This is a genomic window from Coleofasciculus sp. LEGE 07092 (assembly GCF_015207375.1).
Taxonomy (GTDB): Bacteria; Cyanobacteriota; Cyanobacteriia; order Cyanobacteriales; family Coleofasciculaceae; genus LEGE-07092.
This window is the reverse complement of the sequence record NZ_JADEWY010000009.1, coordinates 20,734-39,841: the sequence shown is the minus strand read 5'-3', so window position 1 is coordinate 39,841 and position 19,108 is coordinate 20,734. Positions and strand designations below refer to the sequence as shown.

Annotated in this window: 17 protein-coding genes and 1 pseudogene; 8 read left to right on the top strand and 10 right to left on the bottom strand. The window is 45.8% G+C overall.

Annotation, left to right across the window (positions count from 1 at the left end; genetic code table 11):
• Positions 1-9 precede the first annotated feature (9 nt).
• Both clpX and IQ257_RS03780 read left to right on the top strand, forming a co-directional pair.
• Positions 10-1,359 (top strand): ATP-dependent protease ATP-binding subunit ClpX, encoded by a 1,350-nt coding sequence (gene clpX / locus IQ257_RS03785; protein WP_193872660.1) that lies wholly within the window; start codon positions 10-12, stop codon positions 1,357-1,359.
• Positions 1,360-1,491: 132 nt separating this feature from the next.
• Positions 1,492-2,346 (top strand): alpha/beta fold hydrolase, encoded by an 855-nt coding sequence (locus IQ257_RS03780; protein ID WP_193872661.1) that lies wholly within the window; start codon positions 1,492-1,494, stop codon positions 2,344-2,346.
• A 93-nt stretch (positions 2,347-2,439) separates the two neighbouring features.
• On the opposite strand, the gene IQ257_RS03775 is transcribed toward IQ257_RS03780, so the two are convergent.
• From IQ257_RS03775 to IQ257_RS03755, 5 genes are all read right to left on the bottom strand, one after another.
• Positions 2,440-3,810 (bottom strand): serine/threonine-protein kinase, encoded by a 1,371-nt coding sequence (locus tag IQ257_RS03775; protein ID WP_193872686.1) that lies wholly within the window; start codon positions 3,808-3,810, stop codon positions 2,440-2,442.
• 4 nt (positions 3,811-3,814) lie between these two features.
• Positions 3,815-5,299 carry a protein kinase domain-containing protein gene (locus IQ257_RS03770; RefSeq protein ID WP_193872687.1) on the bottom strand — a complete coding sequence of 495 codons (1,485 nt, stop codon included), beginning with the start codon at positions 5,297-5,299 and terminating at the stop codon, positions 3,815-3,817.
• 191 nt (positions 5,300-5,490) lie between these two features.
• The gene (locus tag IQ257_RS03765; protein ID WP_193872662.1) at positions 5,491-6,936 is read right to left on the bottom strand and encodes an ATP-binding protein; all 1,446 of its coding nucleotides are present in this window, start codon (positions 6,934-6,936) and stop codon (positions 5,491-5,493) included.
• Positions 6,937-7,323: 387 nt separating this feature from the next.
• Positions 7,324-7,977, bottom strand: a complete 654-nt coding sequence (locus IQ257_RS03760; RefSeq protein WP_193872663.1) for a DedA family protein — start codon at positions 7,975-7,977, stop codon at positions 7,324-7,326.
• Between the two features lie 178 nt (positions 7,978-8,155).
• Positions 8,156-8,404 carry a Ycf34 family protein gene (locus IQ257_RS03755; RefSeq protein WP_193872664.1) on the bottom strand — a complete coding sequence of 83 codons (249 nt, stop codon included), beginning with the start codon at positions 8,402-8,404 and terminating at the stop codon, positions 8,156-8,158.
• A gap of 213 nt (positions 8,405-8,617) precedes the next feature.
• Between IQ257_RS03755 and IQ257_RS03750 the strand changes: the two genes are divergently transcribed.
• A complete protein-coding gene (locus IQ257_RS03750; RefSeq protein WP_193872665.1) occupies positions 8,618-9,868 on the top strand; it encodes a CCA tRNA nucleotidyltransferase in 1,251 nt (416 codons plus the stop codon).
• Here the strand turns inward: IQ257_RS03750 and IQ257_RS03745 are convergent.
• Together IQ257_RS03745 and IQ257_RS03740 are read right to left on the bottom strand one after the other, a co-directional pair.
• Positions 9,855-10,781, bottom strand: coding sequence for a hypothetical protein (locus IQ257_RS03745; protein ID WP_193872666.1), 927 nt, complete (start codon positions 10,779-10,781; stop codon positions 9,855-9,857). The genes IQ257_RS03750 and IQ257_RS03745 overlap by 14 nt on opposite strands.
• A 312-nt stretch (positions 10,782-11,093) precedes the next feature.
• Positions 11,094-12,188 (bottom strand): NAD(P)/FAD-dependent oxidoreductase, encoded by a 1,095-nt coding sequence (locus IQ257_RS03740; RefSeq protein WP_193872667.1) that lies wholly within the window; start codon positions 12,186-12,188, stop codon positions 11,094-11,096.
• An 81-nt stretch (positions 12,189-12,269) separates the two neighbouring features.
• On the opposite strand from IQ257_RS03740, the gene IQ257_RS03735 reads away from it, so the two are divergent.
• The 4 genes from IQ257_RS03735 (at position 12,270) to IQ257_RS03720 (ending at position 17,577) form a co-directional block, all read left to right on the top strand.
• The gene (locus IQ257_RS03735) at positions 12,270-13,112 is read left to right on the top strand and encodes a YaaW family protein (RefSeq protein WP_193872668.1); all 843 of its coding nucleotides are present in this window, start codon (positions 12,270-12,272) and stop codon (positions 13,110-13,112) included.
• A gap of 50 nt (positions 13,113-13,162) precedes the next feature.
• Complete coding sequence (locus IQ257_RS03730) at positions 13,163-14,491, top strand: O-antigen ligase family protein (RefSeq protein ID WP_193872669.1); 1,329 nt, start codon at positions 13,163-13,165, stop codon at positions 14,489-14,491.
• Positions 14,492-14,704: 213 nt separating this feature from the next.
• Complete coding sequence (locus IQ257_RS03725; RefSeq protein WP_193872670.1) at positions 14,705-15,283, top strand: Uma2 family endonuclease; 579 nt, start codon at positions 14,705-14,707, stop codon at positions 15,281-15,283.
• Between the two features lie 380 nt (positions 15,284-15,663).
• Entirely contained in the window at positions 15,664-17,577 is a 1,914-nt protein-coding gene (locus tag IQ257_RS03720) for an adenylate/guanylate cyclase domain-containing protein (protein ID WP_193872671.1), read from the top strand.
• A 14-nt stretch (positions 17,578-17,591) separates the two neighbouring features.
• Here the strand turns inward: IQ257_RS03720 and IQ257_RS03715 are convergent, their stop codons facing one another.
• A complete protein-coding gene (locus IQ257_RS03715) occupies positions 17,592-17,879 on the bottom strand; it encodes a hypothetical protein (RefSeq protein WP_228060400.1) in 288 nt (95 codons plus the stop codon).
• Positions 17,880-18,067: 188 nt separating this feature from the next.
• Positions 18,068-18,307 carry a hypothetical protein gene (locus IQ257_RS03710; protein WP_193872673.1) on the bottom strand — a complete coding sequence of 80 codons (240 nt, stop codon included), beginning with the start codon at positions 18,305-18,307 and terminating at the stop codon, positions 18,068-18,070.
• Between the two features lie 138 nt (positions 18,308-18,445).
• On the opposite strand from IQ257_RS03710, the pseudogene IQ257_RS31355 reads away from it, so the two are divergent.
• Positions 18,446-18,788 (top strand): annotated as a pseudogene (locus IQ257_RS31355) (ATP-binding protein); the annotation flags it as partial.
• Between the two features lie 28 nt (positions 18,789-18,816).
• Here the strand turns inward: IQ257_RS31355 and IQ257_RS31030 are convergent.
• Positions 18,817-18,975 carry a hypothetical protein gene (locus tag IQ257_RS31030; protein ID WP_322744170.1) on the bottom strand — a complete coding sequence of 53 codons (159 nt, stop codon included), beginning with the start codon at positions 18,973-18,975 and terminating at the stop codon, positions 18,817-18,819.
• Positions 18,976-19,108: the final 133 nt, after the last annotated feature.

Sequence of the window (19,108 nt, the reverse complement as noted above, 5' to 3'; positions counted from 1 at the left end):
AGGCTCCTTATGTCTAAGTACGACTCCCATCTAAAATGTTCGTTTTGTGGAAAGTCTCAAGAGCAGGTGCGCAAGTTAATTGCCGGACCCGGAGTCTACATCTGTGATGAATGTGTTGACCTATGCAACGAAATTTTAGATGAGGAGTTGCTTGACTCCAGCACCCCGGCTCCCCAGCAAGTTCCCCGCTCCGAACCTCCTCAAAAACGCCGCACTCGTACTGCCGGTCTGTCACTGAATCAGATGCCCAAACCGAGAGAACTAAAAAAGTTTCTCGACGAGCACGTTATCGGTCAGGACGAAGCCAAAAAAGTGCTATCGGTCGCTGTCTATAACCACTACAAGCGCCTGAGTTTTATTCAATCTAAGGCAGCTACAAATAATGGTAAGGCAGGAATAGAGGATTCAGTAGAACTGCAAAAATCTAACATTCTGCTATTGGGTCCAACGGGGTGCGGTAAAACCCTGCTGGCTCAAACCCTAGCAAGTGTATTGGATGTGCCGTTTGCGGTAGCAGATGCCACGACACTGACGGAAGCTGGTTATGTTGGCGAAGATGTAGAAAATATCTTGCTGCGACTGCTGCAAGTGGCGGACTTAGATGTAGAAGAAGCCCAACGGGGAATTATTTACATTGATGAAATTGACAAAATTGCCCGCAAGAGCGAAAACCCTTCAATTACCCGAGATGTTTCTGGTGAGGGAGTCCAGCAGGCGTTACTGAAGATGTTAGAGGGAACGGTTGCTAACGTACCCCCCCAAGGGGGGCGAAAGCATCCCTATCAAGACTGCATTCAGATCGACACGAGCAACATTCTCTTTATTTGCGGTGGGGCATTTGTTGGTCTAGATAAGGTAGTAGAACAGCGGATTGGTAAGCGTTCTATGGGCTTTATTCAGGGGGGAGATAATCCGTCTCGGGAGAAACGGACAGCAGATATTCTGCGGCATTTAGAGCCAGATGACTTGGTGAAGTTCGGTATGATTCCGGAGTTCATTGGTCGGGTGCCGGTGACGGCTGTAGTTGACCCGCTTGATGAAGAAGCGCTGATAGCAATCTTGACCCAACCCCGTAACGCCCTCGTGAAGCAGTACCAGAAACTGCTGAAAATGGATTCGGTGCAGTTAGGGTTTACCGAAGATGCCGTTCGAGCGATCGCTCAAGAAGCCTACCGCCGCAAAACAGGCGCAAGGGCGCTGCGTGGTATTGTAGAAGAATTGATGCTGGATGTGATGTACGAGTTACCCTCCCGTAAGGATGTGACTCGCTGCACAATCACGCGGGAAATGGTCGAGAAGCGCTCAACGGCAGAACTACTGCTTCATCCATCGTCCTTACCCAAGCCAGAATCAGCTTAGTGGTTATTAGTTATTAGTCATTGGTCTTTGACCACCGCTAAAATATCCGTTACATCCGTTATCAAATCCCCTGCCTAGTCATTGGTTTTTAACAACGGACACGGACAAAAGACAAAGGACAACGGACAAAAAATGTCTTACATTCAAGTTCGGGGTGTCGAGCATTACTACGAATGGATACCTCAATCGGCTCAGTCTAAAGAAAAGCCGGTGATGGTTTTCATCCACGGTTGGAGCGGCTCTGCTCGTTACTGGGAAAGTACTGCTAAAGCTCTATCGGATAGATTTAACTGCCTGCTCTACGATCTGCGGGGATTCGGGCGATCGCGATTACCTCAAGAGCCGATAGAGTTGCTCTATGAAATGGAAGACTATGCCGACGATTTGGCGGTATTGTTAGAGGCTTTAGAACTGAAGCGTGTCTATATCAATGCCCACTCGTTGGGAGCGTCAGCGGCGACGATGTTTCTCAACCGCTATCCTGAGCGCGTAGAGCGAGCAATTTTGACCTGTAGTGGTATTTTTGAATACGAAGAGAAAGCCTTTGCTGCTTTTCATAAATTTGGTGGCTATGTGGTGAAATTCCGTCCTCGCTGGTTCTTGCAGATTCCGTTTGCCGATTCCCTGTTTATGGCACGATTTCTGCACCGCCCATTGCCTAGGGAAGTGAGGCGAGCCTTTTTAGAAGATTTTTTGCTAGCAGATTATCAGGCAGCCTTGGGGACAATGTTGACAGCGGTGAGCAAGTATGCTTCTGAGGTGATGCCCGAAAAGTTTGCTGGGCTAACGGTTCCCACTCTATTAATATCTGGCGAATACGATAAAATTATTCCGCCAGAACTGGGGCGTACAGCAGCATCATTGAGTGAAAAGGTTGAGTATTTGGAGATTCCTAAGACAGCTCACTTCCCCATGCTGGAAGCTCCGGACGTTTACTTAGAGCGGGTGCAGGAGTTTTTGGGAGTTAGTGTACCTGCTGGAGTTTAAGGGATCAGTTATCAACTCTCAGTGACAGCCCAACCAATCAAGGCATATAATTTTGGGGCTACAATCCTACTTCAGTGTTAATATTGCCTCTCACTAACGTATTTTTTCCAGAAACGCCCCCATCTCCTTCACCAACCACTCTTTCTCCGCCTGCGTCAAAAACGTCCCAAAACCCAACGGCTTCCACTTCCACCTCAGTACACAGAAGTTGACCAGATTTTTACTCAACGGCAAACTGATTTCCCTAAGTTCTACCTGACTAATCTCTGCTGTTTTTCCCTTAACCTTTTGATAGCGTGAACCTAGCAACCACTTCTGTAACTGGAATTGCTGAGAATCAATTTCTAGTTTTGTCCGAGATAACGTGCCATAGAGAAACTGAGTCAGCAGCCACAATCCAATCAATACGCAAATACCCACGGGGATAAGATTAGAAGGTTGCATGAACAACGAAAGTTCTATAATCATCCAAATGGTCAGTGCTAACAATCCGTTCCAAATCAGATTGATGAGGGCAAAAACCTGACTGATTCTGCTGCGCAATCGAGCCGGGGGCATTTCTACCACTATTGTCTGCTCATTCTTGGTCAAACGGATGTTACTGTTCTGAGGTTTGCGAAGTCGAAGTCTGGGTGGGGTAGATTGGGTTAGCGCCTGTTTTCCCTGCAACACGGCTAAAGCTTCGCTGGCACAGGAAAATCGATCATCTACAACAGGTTCGAGCATTTTCTCCAACCAGTCAGCAAACTCCCTAGAAATGTCAACGTGGGGACGGAAATCAATTTTGAGTTGGCGCTGGGGTAAATCAGCAGGGGATTGTTGGGTTAACAGGAAAAGCAATGTCGTTCCCAACCCATACAAATCGGTAGACACTACCGCTTGTCCGCGAAACTGCTCCGGTGCCATGTAACCGTATGTACCCACGATGGTGCTGCCACCTGTAACTGTGTGGTGATAGGTATCTTGCACCGCACCGAAATCCACGAGGAATACTTGTCCTTTACGGTTCAGAATAATATTTTGCGGCTTGATATCCCGATGAATAACAGGGGGTGTTAGTTGGTGTAGGTAGATGAGAATTTTCAAGAGGCGAATCGCTAACTGTTTGACCTGTGCTTCATGAGGATGCCAACCGCGTTCAATCAACACCGCCAACGATTTCCCTGGTGCTAGCTGCTGGGCGATGTAGAAACTGCGATCGCGATCGGTGTCTACTTGGAAATAGTCTAGATAATAGGGAATGGCAGGATGTTTGAGTTGAGCGAGAATGCGGGCTTCTCGTTCAAACAGTTCCATCTGTTTCCAGTCCGCCATCCGACGGAGAGAAAGAGCTTTTAACGCTACTGTTTGACTGTTTTTTAAGTCTTGGGCGGCATAGGTTGTACCAACGCCCCCCTGTCCCAACAGAGTCAGGATGCGGTAGCGTTGGGCGATGATGTCTCCCGATTGGTGTAGTTGTTCCATCAATTTACTCGGTTGCGCCATAACGTTGCAGCAACTCTGCCGCTTCCTGAGATTGCGATCGCGCAAAATAGAGAGGGGTTTCGCCACGATTGTTTTTGGCATGGATATCGACGCCTCGCTCAATCAACAGTTCTACTATCTCGATTGAGGGCGTCTTTTCTGTGAGTACCATGCCGTAGTAGTGGGATACGTCTGACTTCATGAGAGCTAAGTGCAGGCAGTTATTGCCGAAGTTATCCTTGGTATGGATATCTGCACCCCGATTCATCAACAGTTCTGCCATGTCTTTTGTGTCATGCTGCACGGCAATGTGCAGAACGGTATGACCATCTTCATCGTACCGAGCCTGAATATCTGCGCCTCTATCGATTAAAAGTTCTGCGATGTTGGGTTTGTTATTGCTGACTGCCCAGTGCAGAGGCGTATGATCTTGGTATTCCCTGGCATTCACATTAACGCCTCGGTCTAAATAGTATCGAACGGTTTCAATATCGCCGCCCATAATTCCCTCGTATAGGGCTCTGGGCGTAAATCCCATGGCGCTGAGGATAGGATACTTGTACTGATTGAGAATACTGACAGCTACAACTGTAGCAATTCCCACGCCTGCGATCGCTTTCCAGGGTGTAGAGGAACTCGATTCGGTATTAATGCGCCGCTTACTACGCAGTGCGGCTAACGCTTCTTGTGCCGAGGAGAATCTATCCTTGACATCGGGTTCCAGGATTTTTTCTAACCAGTCAGCAAAGTACTCGCTAATCTGGACGCGGGAACGAAAATCAATTTTCAGCCTATCCGTTGGTAAATCAGCCGGAGAACGGTGGGTGAGCAAAAATAGTAAGGTTGCACCTAAACCGTATAAATCGGTTGCCGGAACCGCTTGCCCCCGGAACTGTTCGGGAGCCATATAACCGTAGGTTCCTACCATCGTACTGCCCCGCATGAATGTACTGTGATAGGTATCTTGTACGGCTCCAAAATCGACTAAAAATACCTGACCCCCCTTTGCCCCCCCTTGGTGAGGAGAGGTATGTAGAATAATATTCTGTGGCTTAATATCTCGATGAATCACTGGCGGTTTCAATGCCTGCAAATACACTAAAATTTCTAGTATCTGTATGGCTATCTGCCGAACTTGCCGTTCGTTAGTTCGCCAGCCCTTGTTTACTAAAACATCAAGAGACTGTCCCTCTGCCAACTGCTGGACAATATAGAACGAGCGGTCTTGAGATGTATCTGTATGAAAATAATCCAAGTATTTGGGAATGCCAGGATGATTCAGTTTAGCCAGCACCAGGGCTTCCCGTTCAAATAGCTCTAGCATTTTCCAGTCCGTCAGTCGGTGGAGGGACAGGGCTTTCAGTGCCACTTGCTGACGGGTTTGCGTGTCTTTTGCTTGGTACGTTATCCCGCTCCCCCCTTGCCCCAACGTGCTTAAAATGCAATAACGTTGGGCAATACTATCTCCTGGAGCGTGTAGCAGTTCCATAAAGCTTCCCCAGTTTGCAAAGTTCCCGATTAGGCGATCGCAACTGTGCCGTTTTTCCTTCCTACCTAGATACACCCCCGGCATAGTTCCTGAATCCAATACATCACAAAACTTTCGCTATTGCCAAGGCTCAGTGTCTATTTCTCTTGCACAATAGGAAGCTACAATCACCACAAACTCAAGTTCCTGGCTCACCCATTACCCTTTTGAGCAACCGCACTCACCATCGTGCTTCGTGAACTTGCCTTCTGAATCGGCAGTTCGATCCAAAACTCCGTTCCCTGTCCCGGTTGTGACACACAACTCAGTACTCCCCCATGCTTTTCTTCCACAATTTTGTGGCTGATTGATAATCCCAAACCCGTACCTTTGCCGATGGGTTTAGTTGTAAAAAACGGGTCAAAAATTCTATTTTTCACCTCTGGACTGATACCCGGTCCGTTATCGGCAATCTGGACAACGACTTGAGACTGTTTAAGGTCTGTGCTAATTTTAATAATCCGTGGCTCTGATTGAGTTTCCAAAACATCAATGGCGTTACTTAAAAGATTCATAAACACCTGATTAAGCTGTCCAGCATAACACTCAACTAAGGGCAATTCGCCATACTCTTTAACCACTTCAACGCCTGTAAACTCACCATTAGGCTTGAGCCGATGCTGTAAGATAACCAGCGTACTATCAATGCCGTCGTGTAGATTTGCAAGACTCATTTCAGCTTCGTCAACACGAGAAAAATTCTTAATCGTCCTGCCGATATTGAAAATACGATCCGCTGCTACTTGCATCGAGTCCAAAAGTTTAGGAAAGTCGTGAATCAAATAATCAAGTTCTATCGCCTCCGCTTCGGCTTGAAGTTCTGGCAGGAGTGAGGGAGAGTCTTGAGTATAGAGTTGCAAGAGCTTCAGCAAGTCTCGGGCGTACTGGTGAGCAAAAATTAAACTCGAACAAATAAAATTGACGGGATTGTTAATTTCATGAGCAATCCCTGCCACCAACTGACCAAGACTCGACATTTTTTCAGTATGGATGACTTGTAAGTGACTCTGTTGTAGTTCAATGAGTAATTTTTCTAACTGTTGAGCTTGAGATTGAGCAAATGCTGTTGTTTTGGTAATTTTTTCATACAGTTCTTCTTGCTCTTCGTAGAGTGCTAGTAATTGAGCATTACTCTCTTTCTCATACTGACTAACTACCGCATCTAAAACCTCTAGTAAGTCATGAGAGGCTGCCTTTAAAATATAGCAAAAATAGGGATTCTCTGAAGTGAGTTCAACCTCAGAGACTTGAATTAAACTTCGCACATAGGCAATGTACTGGCGTACCTTTCGATCGACCTTCAACGGTCGTTCAAAATACATTTTACGAATAACTTCAGAGGTGATCCCTGGTAGGTTCATGCTGGAGTTACCGAAAATTAGTCCCTCATGGCACGTTTCCATCAAATTGACGGTATCAATTAAACGAGTACGCCAGATTTGCCGTTCAGCTTGGTCTTGAGAACACACAAACCTGAAACAGAATAGCGCTATACGTTGCGATAGCATACGCTGCCGACCACTGACGTTAATTACAGCGGCATTGATTTCTCGGGTTGTCTCAATTTCTTGCAAGTTTTCAATATAGGCTTGAACCATAAAACTCCTCAGCAGCACTCTTGCTGAATCAATGACCAATGACTGATGCTCCTGGCTCGGCAACTCGACCTAAAAATTTCTATCTTTATTGTTCGCTTTCTTCGCGGAAAGCCCCACTTGGTGTTTGGAGTCGTCACTAGGATTTCAGACTTGTCTTAATCCTATACAAATTGTAGACATTTTAATTGGTGTAAATAGATACAATTAACCATTGTATTGGGGTACAGATGCATCAATGATATCAGCAATAAATAAATCTATAGAGAATGAGGTTTACACCTGGAAAGAATAGAGCATTTTTTGCATAATCTTATACAATTTGGGTATGCAAAAAAAGAAAGGTAGAATTAATTTTCTCCTTTCCTTTTTCCCCTATGAAGTTTTAATCTACTCCCCTGATGCAGAAGGGTGATCGCTCACCGATGACTGCTTAACTTTACGAGACTCCAACCATGGGCGAATCGCAATCCAGGCAATCACCAGCAACAACGCCACAATTCCAAACTGAGTTATCCGAGAGATTAATATTTCTACAGGGACGATGCGTCCGACAAAAAAGGCGATACTCACCATCACCGATGCCCAAAGGGTAGCACCCGCAAAATTGCAGGCTAAAAACTGGAGGTAGGGCATCTCAGCAATACCTGCCATCGGTCCGGCAAAAATTCGCAGCAGTGCAACAAAGCGCCCAAAAAATACAGCTCTCGCCGCATTCTCACTAAATTGCCGTTTAGCTTCTGTTAGTTGGGTTTCCGAGATGCGAAACAAGCGTCCCGCTCGCATTAAAAAGGGTAAACCTCCGATTCTACCGATCCAGTAGCCAAAATTATCACCGAGTGCTGCTCCAGTAATGGCACTACCTAGCACCAACCAATAATTCAGTTCGCCGCTACCTGCAAGAAAACCACCCACTAAGGTAATCGTTTCTCCTGGTAAAGGAACTCCAGTATTTTCTAAAGCAATCCCAAAGAAAACAGCCCAGTAGCCGTATTGTCTTGCCAGTTCCTGGATCGTCTCCAGTGATAGAAGCTCAAAAGACATCCAGTCAAGCCTTTACAAAAATTTATTTCTGATCACAATCTTGGCGCAATCAATCAAAGTCTGTCAATGAACAGGATGGGACAAAGAATTCATTAATTCTTCTGAATTCCTAAACTCCTGTATTATCTTTGGTCAGGTGTAGAGACGCACTATACCGCGCCTCTACTCAATTCTTCCATCACGTCGGCACTAGCTCACCCGGACGCAATTTCACCCATTTCCCAAGTTCCTCTTTGAAGCTTTCACAACCAACAACATCCCATTCCATCTCCACAAAATCTTCCTGAGGACGAATATTGACGTTAATCGTAGGTTCAATGGCTTCAAAATTGGGGTTTTCAGTTAAATGCGGCACCTCATGCTGCGTTTCCACAGCATGATAGGTGGTACAGCGATCTACATAGTGGCAGTTAACGCAAATACACATTGCACAAACTCCAAGTCCTTTTTGTTAGCCTAGCTCAGGCAAGGCAGAAATTGACCCGTATTTAGGTTGATTTTTGTAATGAAGTAGAGACGGAATAGGTCGCGTCTCTATGGGTTGAGTGCAATACATCTCAGTAGGAAAAGGGTATGGGGTGTAGGGTGTAGTGTAGGCAAATGAGTTCGGCTATATAACCTGACACCGTACACCTGATCCATGACTCTTCACTTCCGTGTTCTCTCTCCTCAAACTTTACCCTTTAGCTTGGAGCAATTGCCATCCCAAGCTTGCTTAGTTGGCGGTGCTGTGCGAGATGCGTTGCTTTCTAGACGTGCAGAGTACCTCGACTTAGATTTCGTCGTGCCAGCAGAGGCTGTAAAGATAGCGCGAAACCTAGCCAAATACTACAATGCTGGGTTTGTAGTACTCGATGCCCAGCGACAAATTGCTAGAGTCGTTTTTGAAGGGGCAACGGTGGATGTGGCTCAACAGGAAGGAGATAGCTTAGAGACGGACTTGCATCGCCGAGATTTTACGATTAATGCGATCGCATACAACCCTCACACCAACCAAATCATCGACCCCCTACAAGGTGTAGCCGATTGCCAAGCAAAAGTCATCCGCATGGTATCCGCCAAAAACCTGCAAGATGACCCCTTACGCTTGCTGCGAGCTTACCGACAAGCTGCCCAACTCGGTTTCACCATCGAACCGACAACGCGATCAACGATTTGCCAGCTAGCCCCCTTACTGGCACAAGTCGCTGCCGAACGGGTGCAAGTTGAATTGAACTATCTCCTCAAGTCTCCTCAAGGCACACCCTGGCTTATAGCCGCTTGGGACGATAACGTATTGCAAACCTGGCTTCCTGATGCCACAGAACCAGGTGTGAGGCAATTGGCAACCGTTGAGCAAGCCGCAGAAATGCTGACAGAAAACAGGACTGAATTAGGCAGAGAACTGAAAACTGCCGTTAGTGGTAAATCGTCATCCTTACTCAGTCTGGCAAAATTAGCCAATCTGTTGCCATCCGTACCAGAAGCTGCACAAGAACTCCTGTGGCGTTTAAAGTACAGTCGCGCTGAGGTTCGAGCTGTTGTTATTACACTTCACTACTTGCCCCAGCTACTGTCTCACCCATCATCTCAGATGCCCCTGCGAGATCAGTATTTTTTCTTTCAAAACGTGGGTTCAGTTTTTCCAGCTTTGGCAGTTTTGGCAGTGGCAGAGGGAACGCCTGTAGATGAAATCGCCCCTCTGATAAACCGTTATCTCACACCGGATGACCAAGTTGCCCATCCCACACCCTTAGTGACTGGTAAGGATTTGATGCAAGCCCTGAATTTGCGCCCCAGTCCCACAATCGGAACCTTACTGACTGAAGTTCAGCTAGCCAGAATTGAGGGGAAAGTTTCCAGTTACGAAGACGCCTTACAATTTGCCGCGCAGCTTATCAATTCTTGCTGATTACCGCAAAGTTGGGAGGCGAGTCGTTGTTTGGTTGAATGATGGAAGCGACGGGCTGGGGTGCAGAGTGCAGAGCTGTTCGCATGAAGGTAATGCGCTCCATTAGTTGTTCGAGTTGACCATCAATTTGTTCAACCTCCACGGTTGGGACTGAAGACGCACTCACAGATAATGACTGGGCTGAATTCTTCGTCTGAGTATAACCGAAGAAGGTTTGAGCTGAGGCAAACTTGGCAGCGATCGCTTGCACCTGAGGTGATGTGACTGAATTGAGTCGCACTACTTTACTCTCATGCAAGGGAACAATGACTTCCTCATTCTCCTTGTCTTCCGAGTTCACTACTAGAGGTGACTGCAATTGAGTATAATTTTCTGGGTTGACGGTTGTAGCCTCGAGCAACTCTTCTGCCATAGTCCGGAAAAATTCGATATCTTGCTGTTGCGTCAGTGGCATTTCTGTGTTTTCCGCAACAGAAACCGGGTTTGTGAAATGACTAGGTTGGGATTCTAGAGTGTTTTGATGGGCAATTTCCTCATCAAGCGATCGCTCTGAACTGGAGGTATTTAACTCGGCTTGCGATTGTTTGAGTGACTCCAGGAGTTGTTGCTTGTCCTGGATATTTTCCATCAAACGTGATATTTTCTTCTGCGTCTCAGCCGATTTGCGAGAAGATTCTTGCCATCCCGCTAGTGCCACGCTTACAACACCCACACCTGCGCTCAACATACCCGTTACTCCCAGGTAGAGGGGGGCAAACTCCTCTACTTGACCGAAAGCAAGTGGCTCCCCTTGCATTTGGATAACGATTGGTTTGGAGCCAAACTTATTGAGAGGTAGGGTTAGGGCAGCGAAAACGGCTCCGGAGAGTACAAGGGGGGTAACAATGTATTTCTTGAGGATCGAGCTGGTCATGATTTGGTAGTTCCCTAGGAAAATTATCAGCCTCGGTCTTGAGTCTTTTTACTTATCTAAAAGCGTAGGAGATTCAGACGTTAAGGGTTCATGGTTCATAGCTATGAGCTATTAACTATGAAGTTTTGTAGCACCCGCTCTGATTGTGTAAATTTACTGACCTTGCCTTTTACTACTTTTAAATTTAATCCTTCTTTCCAATATTCTTCGTAAATCTTCAATGAAGAATGCAATAATTGGGTTAAATTTTTATGAACTTTTCTCCTGCCAGAGTTCCCTACTCCCTACTCCCTACTCCCTACTCCCTACTCCCTACTCCCTAGACGAAAATACCTCCCAAAAATATTCCCTTGGCAGAGATAATTGTTGTAACTGACTATTGACTTGGACAGCCCCTGCTAAACCGGAGTTCATTGCACTTTCGATTAGATTGCCCCCGCACCAGTCTCCACAGCAAACTAGAGGCAAGGGGGCTGTAGTCGCAAGGCAGTTGTGATTAAGAGGGGTTTTGGGAAAGGCATAGCGCCACCGATGAACTTGTAACCAATCAGGGGTTTCGAGCCAAGGAAATAGCAACTGTGCAGCACGGGATACCATCTGTTGTCCAGCGGGCTTTAAATCCGTGGTATCTAAGTAACGCTGGGCAAATGCGGCTGTACTGTGCAAGACGAAGACGGGTGATGGTGCATGAGGGCGTTTGCTGCTATCGATGCCAATCCACGCTAAATCGGTATCTTGGAGAATGGTCAAGGATTTCCAGCTTAATTTCAATGATTCTAGATCGTGCTGATGTTGGACAGGATAACCTGCGATCGCACTAAGGCAGGGGTTAAACTTTACAGAATGCAAGCTATTAAGAAAGTCTGCTGATAAACCTGTTTCAGCTAAGGGTGTCAGTAGCATTAGAGCTTGGGGGGCGGGGATGGCAATGACGAGTGCCTTAGTCGTCAGTTCATCAGGTGAGTCACAGGTAAGGTGCCAGTTTTGTTCCTTGGTTGCGGTAATTTCTTCTACTCGTTGATTGAGCCGAATGTCCAAACCCGTAGACAGAAATTTAGCAACGGCAGTGATTCCCATTGGTGCTGCGTACCGGGGGAATTTGGCAGGGGATTGAGTAACGGATGTAACGGATGAGTGTGGAGTAGGAAATTCATTAACGGTATCTGTCCAGAGTTGGAGGATGCCGCGATCGCTCAACTGTTCGATTAGTTGTTGTAGCAGTTTTCCCCGTGCCTCTACTGCCGGTATTCCATGATCGGCGCAGGTATTGTCAAGGCGTCGTGTTGCCATTCGTCCCCCTACACCACGGGATTTTTCTAACACGACAACCCGATAGCCAGCTTGGTGGAGTTGTTGAGCGCAGGTGAGTCCGGCAAGCCCCGCACCGATAATAGTGACATCAAACACGATAGATGTTCCTGTTGGAGTTGAATTCTAGAAGTAGAATAGTTGACAATGATGGATCTGGGGTTGTGGAGGGCAAAAAATTTGGATGAGCTGAGATCTGCCTTAGAATTAGCAACTGAAGATGAGTTGCAACAACTGACGGAAATTTTATTCCGTCGTCGATTCAATCCCCTTGATTATGTTCAAACGCCTGAGCCTATTGACGTTCAAAGTCAAGACCGCCAAACTTGGTTAGATGCCATAGAGCAGCGATTTCGCTTTTTGGCGGCAGATGGGATGACTGTACTGCAAGGGCGCACCCATGAGTTTACTTATCGACAAGCTCTTATTCAAGTTTGTCGCTATCTAAAGATTCCTTACTCGAAACAGCTAACAACTACCGATTTAGAGGCAGAAGTATTTCTCAATTTGATAGGTCGAGCTTGGAAGCGCTTGCCTGTCTCAGAACAGAAATCCCTGACTGTGCGAGTGCAGCGATCGCTAGCACAAGTTAAACCTTCGGAACCTCTACCTGTTCAGCTTCAGCACAATCCCATGGATGTGTTGATTAAGGGGGGTTCCGCCTTAGCGGTGACTTCTGTGTTGAAGCCGTTCCTGCTGCAACAAATTGCCCGTCAGGTTGCCTTCCATTTTGCTCGCTATCAAGTTGCCAAAGAAACCTTGATTCGAGGCGGTGCAGCCGCAGCGACTCAGTTTCAGGGTCAATTGGCGCTACAAGCAGCACGGCGCGGCATGGCGGTAAACGCCGCACGATATGGGGCGACACGAACACTATTTGCTTTTATGGGACCGATATTATGGGGGTATTTCTTTGCGGATATAGGCTGGCGAGCGATCGCCACGAATTATGGTCGCATTATTCCCACTATCTTTGCCTTAGCGCAAATTCGTCTCACCCGCAGTGAATGTTGGGAGCCAGTTTAAAGCATAGGGGAGTAGGAGTTAAGTTAAAGTTCACGCATTCAAAATGGGCTATGCCCCGCTACCCTAAAAAAATTCAAAAGCTTTTCGATTGGCATCCCAATCCAAGGTTACAAATCCCTTGGAATGTTGCTCAGATAGGGGTGCTGATATTCCCCTTACTGCCAACTTTGGGAGCTTTGGCATTGTTTTTGAGTTTAGCCGGGGTGTGGCGGCAAAGGTATCGCCAGATTATCCGCTATCCCCTGAACTGGGGATTCGCAATTTGGAGTCTTTGGCTGATTGTGGCATCCAGCTTTGCCGATAAGCCTTTAGACGCTTTCCCAGGCTTGGCAAATTTCGTTCCCTTCTTTGTCTTGTTTGCTGCCTTTAGTGTCCTCATGCAAACCCCGCAGCAACTAAGACGTCTTTCTTGGATTCTGGTTATTTCTTCAATTCCCGTAGTTATTTTAGGCGTTGGGCAGATGGTTTGGGGCTGGACGACTCCAGTGCAGTGGCAAGCTGTCTTGGGTTGGGTATTGGAAGCCCAGGGAAACCCTCCAGGTCGCATGGCGTCTGTTTTTATGTACGCTAACATCCTGGCAGCTTATTTGGTGATTGTTTTTAGCTTGGGGCTGGGGTTATGGGTAGAGCTGGTTTCAGCAGTCAGGGGACAGAGGTTTTTCTGGAAACTTGGGTTTTTGACAGTAGCGGTTATTATTAATGCGATCGCCCTTGTTTTAACCAATTCTCGTAACGCTTGGGGAGTAGCAATTTTTGCAAGTCTAGCGTTTGCCCTTTACCAAGGCTGGCGCTGTTTGGTGGCAGGAGTTGCAGGGGCAGGGGCTGCTGTACTTGGGGCAGCGTTTAGTCCCCCACCCCTAAGAACAGGGCTACGAGTTATTGTACCCGCCTATTTTTGGGCAAGACTGACCGACCAGTTATATCCTGACCGTCCGGTGGCGTTGATGCGGGTGACTCAGTGGCGCTTTGCCATGTCTCTAACCCAGCAGCGTCCTTGGATGGGTTGGGGTTTACGGAATTTTACGCCGCTTTACGAACAGCAAATGAACCTGTGGCTGGGTCATCCTCACAATTTGCTGCTAATGCTTGCGGCTGAAACAGGAATACCAGCCACAGTCTTGTTTTTTAGCTTAGTTGGCTGGGTATTGATTCAAGGGGTTTTATTAGTTGCCCACTGGTCATCTCGACTTCATCAAGACCGAGTTATTTTATTCAGTTATCTGATCGCTTTTGGGGGTTGTATCTTATTCAATGCCGTTGATGTCACCTTGTTTGATTTGCGAGTCAACACGATTGGGTGGTTACTTTTGTCTACCATTTGCGGAGTTGTTTACCACGGCGAAAATGGCGAAAAAGAAAGGAAAATTGTTCCTTCGTAACGGGTGGTAGTATTAATCTACTCGTTCAGATAAAGATAGGTAAGCAGAAGAAGGACTGGGAAACTTATACCGCCTTGCATGAGTCCATTAAGTGAGACTAGCTGGTAAACTCGAAGCTTCGTTAGTAGTTAAGGATTATCTCGATACAGTCCCCTTCTCTGCTAAACGTTACATCTAATGGTTAATTAACAATCTGTGATCGCCAAAACCACTATGCACGCTGTCACTGTAAACTTCAACCCTATCATCGAACTAAACGACGACCAGTTTTACCAACTCTGCGGAACTAACCCTAAGGTTAAATTTGAACGCAATGCCAAGGGAGAGTTAATAATAATGCTCCCTACTGGCGGAGAAACGGGAAACCTCAACTTTGAAATTTACATTGATTTGGGTATTTGGAATCGACGGGCAAAATTAGGGGTTTGCTTTGACTCATCCACCTGCTTTCACCTTCCTCAAGGTAGCGATCGCTCTCCTAATGTAGCTTGGATCGAACAAGAACGATGGGATGCTCTTACACCCCAACAAAAAGATAAAATTCCTCCAATTTGTCCCGATTTTGTCGTGGAGTTAATGTCTGCTAAGGAGAGTTTGAAATTCACTCAAGAGAAGATGAAAGAATATCGAGAAAATGGGGTTCGTTTGGGATGGTTGATTAACCACCAAAACCATAGCGTAGAAATTTACCGTCAAGAACAGATTGTTGAAGTCTTGAAATTTCCCACCCATTTATCAGGAGAAAATGTCTTGCCCGGATTTGTTCTCAATCTCCAACCGATCTGGAATTGATAGTCTCTCCCGCTCTAGCCACAAGATTTAATGGGGAATTCCTGCATTAGAAGTAATAGTAATTTCAGCAATTGTCATCAGTCTAGGGTTAGATTAGCTTGAATCTTAACCTCAGTAACAAAAATTCTTTATAAATTTCCCCTTATTCCCCTGATTTCCTTCTCAAGTGACGAAACAGGGGAATAGGGGAAAAGAACACCCTCTTATATTGCCATTGAGGGATTTATGCCTCAGAGCGCGTACAACAAAACCATGAAAACCTTCTTTCCATCTCTCTAGTCTGTTCGCAAGAGTAAGCTATGGGAAGTAAAAGGAGAAAATGAGGTAGAGGAGCATCCCCGTGCGCAAGTTCTGTTGAGTTAATTGACACTAGCCTGCTTATGAAATTCTCCGCTGTGCGAAATATAATGATTGCTACAGGCGGAGTATTTGTATTTGTGTTTCTGTTTATTAAAGCTTTGGGAATAAATTTGGATCAACACGCTTATTATATCAGCAATTTGCGCCAAATCAATAAGCTAAATAGCCAAATCAATGAAGATGTTTTGCAAGCAAGCGAGGGACAGCTCAGTGAGTATGATTCTCTTTTGAGAGCATTACAAGACTTGCAGCAATTGCAAAGCAATTTGAAAGAAATTCCATATTTCATCAATCGGCGCGGACATGAAGAAATTGCCCAGAATCTGCAAGCTTATATAAAACTATCGCAAGCCCGAGAAAAACTCATTCGAGAATTTAAATCTCATAACAAAATTCTGAAAAAGTCTCTGAACGATTTTCCCATAACCGTTAGCGATTTGTTGGTGACAGCATCGACAGAACTTGGGGATTATGAATTGGTTTTAGAACTTAATGATCTTCTAAAAAATGTCCTCAAATATAATCAGTCTCCTAAAAACCAATATCTAACTCACCGAATTAATCAGCAAATCGAGAAACTTCGACAAAGACAAGCCCAAGTTTATCCAGAGGTTGATTTGGAACGCGCCATCGCTTATGCCGAAATCGTCTTACAGAATAAACCCTTGGTGGATGATTTGGCGAAGCAGATTGCAGAACTGCCTGCAAGTCAACGGAGTGAAAAAATTTCTCAAACTTATAACGTATTTTATCAACAAGCTCTAGAAAAAAGTAAATTTTATCGGTTTTTGTTGTACTTATGTACCCTCATCTTAGTCATAAGCTTTTCTATTTACATTATCATTAAATTAAAAAAATCTGCTGCTCTGATCCAGCAAGTAGAAGAGAAATACCGTCGGATTGTAGATAACTCAGTTGAGGGTATTTTCCAGACAACTCCCAGCGGACGTTATATGAGTGCTAATATCACCTTAGCTAATATCTATGGGTACGCCTCACCGGCAGAACTTTGCGCTAGTCTCACGAATATTGATCGCCAATTGTACGTTCAGCCTAAACGTCATAGCGAATTGATAGAATTACTGGAAAAGCACGATTCTGTTTCTGATTTTGAGTCGCAAGTTTATCGCAAAGATGGTAGCAGACTTTGGATTGCACAAAAGGCAAGGGCAGTTCGCGATCGCCACGGTGATCTGATTTACTATGAAGGCACAGTAGAAGACATTACAGTGCGTAAAGCATGGCTAGAAGCCCTGCATTCCGAACAAGAACAATCAGAACGCCTGCTACTGAATATCTTGCCAAAACCTATTGCCCAGCGATTGAAACAATCTGAAAAGACTATTGCAGATAGCTTTGAAGAAGTAACAGTTTTATTTGCAGATATTGTGGGCTTTACGGAATTGGCAACTTACTTCTCTGCTACCCAAGTCGTGGATTTACTCAATCAGATTTTCTCTGCCTTTGATGAACTGAGCGAACGCTATGGGTTAGAAAAAATTAAAACAATTGGTGATGCTTATATGGTTGTAGGCGGATTGCCTACACCACAAGAAAATCACACGGAAGCGATCGCAAAAATGGCGCTGGATATGCAAGAAATTGTTGCCCAATTCAACATTGAAAATAATCTCTCTCTCAGCATTCGCATGGGTATCAATATTGGTCCTGTAGTAGCCGGAGTGATTGGAATTAAAAAATTTAGTTATGACTTATGGGGAGACACGGTGAATATGGCATCACGGATGGAGTCTCACGGGGTAGCCAATCGAATTCAGGTAACGGAAAAAACTTATAAGCGCTTAAAAGATCGCTATTTATTTGAAGAACGAGGAGTCATTCAGGTTAAAGGCAAGGGAAGAATGACAACATACTTTCTGAAGGGAAAGAAACAAAACGATCAGAAAGACGATCAGAGAAAAGAGGCAGTGTAGTACACACCCTCTTTCTAGTTCACCTCGGGTTGGGGAAGAGTTTTTTCTACCTCTACAGGGGCTTCAGTCAGTCCGAGTTGCTCAATAACAGCGACAACCCCCACAGAGGTAAGTATCCCCAAACCTAAGCCAATGACTAAGAGGATGATGTAGATGTTCTTGACTTTGCGAACTGTTTTGGGAGCTGCTGTTGCAGTATCTTCTGGGGGATGTACAGTTTTATTCTGTTGAGGAACTCCTAGAGGAGTTTTATAGGGAGAAGAGTTAGAATTGGAATCTGGCAAAAATCGATTCATGGGCATATCTATAGGTGTAGGTATAGTTTAGCAATCGCCCACAAAACAATCATCACCCTTAAGTTGAATGTTGCTGAGTTAAGCCCTGAATTGAAATTCGGGCAACATGAGCTGTCTATCCCAAAAACTCTTGAATGGATAAATACACCCTGTACAAGAATACCTGCCACTGATAGAGTAAGAAATAAAAAACCTTAGCGACGACCTCCAGGTGTCCGTCTTCCCTCATCATTACTGCCGCCATGAGGACGGGAGTTACCGGGATCGCAACCTTCTGCACCATTCCCAATTCCTTGGTTGCAGTTTTGACGCTGAGGTTTACCCGTTTCGAGTTCTCGTACTTCTCCCGCTTCTATTCCCTCAAATTCAACGGCTGCCACATAGGGTGAGGAAATGGCTACAGCTTGATCTGTGCTGACTAATGCCTGATACAAAAACGCTGCTACCAGATGGCGGTGCTGCGTAAGTCCTGTCCATTTAACCCCTCCCGAGAAGAGGTGAGTAAGATTTTTACTCCCCCTTCCCTCGCAGGGAAGGGGGCTGGGGGATTAGGTTTTTCATCGGTAGCGGTACTAGCCATCCTCACCACTAACCTGAAAGAATCCCTCGACCAAGCCTTCCTACGCCGTATCCGCTTTATCGTTAAATTCCCCTTCCCCGACGGCAAATCCCGAGCCGAAATTTGGTCTTGCATCTTCCCCAAATAAACCCCCACCAGCAAGCCCCAACTATACCAAACTCGGCAACCTCAGCGTTACAGGCGGCAATACCCGCTCCATCGCCATGAATGCTGCCTTTCTCGCCGCCGATGAGGGCAAAGCTGTGGCGATGAAACACATCCTAGAATCATCAAAACGGGAATATGTCAAGTTAGAACGTTCCCTCACAACGGCGGAAATTAGCAGTTGGGTTTAAATACCGACAGGTGCGAGCGAGCTTTGCATCAAGCTAGGTTCTGGTTTGTGGGAATCTGTTTATTCACAGGACAGTAGTCCCGACAATTAATGGCATTCTCAGAACTGGCAATTGATGGATTTACCGTACATTTGAGACGGTGATCATTCGTGAAAAACTGGCAGTAGGCACAAGGAATCTGATGCATCCGTTTTGCTCTAGCTACACTGTCTCTCATTGCCGACCAGACGGTCAAGACGAAGAGAACAACCAATCCCCATGCTAAACAAAAGCATACCGGAATCAGAAAAGGCTCTATAGCATGAACCAGTGGATATAGA

Excerpts from the sequence above, each read along its gene's own strand:
- clpX (WP_193872660.1), top strand. The coding sequence starts at position 10 with ATGTCTAAGTACGACTCCCATCTAAAATGTTCGTTTTGTGGAAAGTCT.
- IQ257_RS03780 (WP_193872661.1), top strand. The coding sequence starts at position 1,492 with ATGTCTTACATTCAAGTTCGGGGTGTCGAGCATTACTACGAATGGATA.
- IQ257_RS03775 (WP_193872686.1), bottom strand. The coding sequence starts at position 3,810 with ATGGAACAACTACACCAATCGGGAGACATCATCGCCCAACGCTACCGC.
- IQ257_RS03770 (WP_193872687.1), bottom strand. The coding sequence starts at position 5,299 with ATGGAACTGCTACACGCTCCAGGAGATAGTATTGCCCAACGTTATTGC.
- IQ257_RS03765 (WP_193872662.1), bottom strand. The coding sequence starts at position 6,936 with ATGGTTCAAGCCTATATTGAAAACTTGCAAGAAATTGAGACAACCCGA.
- IQ257_RS03760 (WP_193872663.1), bottom strand. The coding sequence starts at position 7,977 with ATGTCTTTTGAGCTTCTATCACTGGAGACGATCCAGGAACTGGCAAGA.
- IQ257_RS03755 (WP_193872664.1), bottom strand. The coding sequence starts at position 8,404 with ATGTGTATTTGCGTTAACTGCCACTATGTAGATCGCTGTACCACCTAT.
- IQ257_RS03750 (WP_193872665.1), top strand. The coding sequence starts at position 8,618 with ATGACTCTTCACTTCCGTGTTCTCTCTCCTCAAACTTTACCCTTTAGC.
- IQ257_RS03745 (WP_193872666.1), bottom strand. The coding sequence starts at position 10,781 with ATGACCAGCTCGATCCTCAAGAAATACATTGTTACCCCCCTTGTACTC.
- IQ257_RS03730 (WP_193872669.1), top strand. The coding sequence starts at position 13,163 with ATGCCCCGCTACCCTAAAAAAATTCAAAAGCTTTTCGATTGGCATCCC.
- IQ257_RS03725 (WP_193872670.1), top strand. The coding sequence starts at position 14,705 with ATGCACGCTGTCACTGTAAACTTCAACCCTATCATCGAACTAAACGAC.
- IQ257_RS03720 (WP_193872671.1), top strand. The coding sequence starts at position 15,664 with ATGAAATTCTCCGCTGTGCGAAATATAATGATTGCTACAGGCGGAGTA.
- IQ257_RS03715 (WP_228060400.1), bottom strand. The coding sequence starts at position 17,879 with ATGCCCATGAATCGATTTTTGCCAGATTCCAATTCTAACTCTTCTCCC.
- IQ257_RS31030 (WP_322744170.1), bottom strand. The coding sequence starts at position 18,975 with ATGCATCAGATTCCTTGTGCCTACTGCCAGTTTTTCACGAATGATCAC.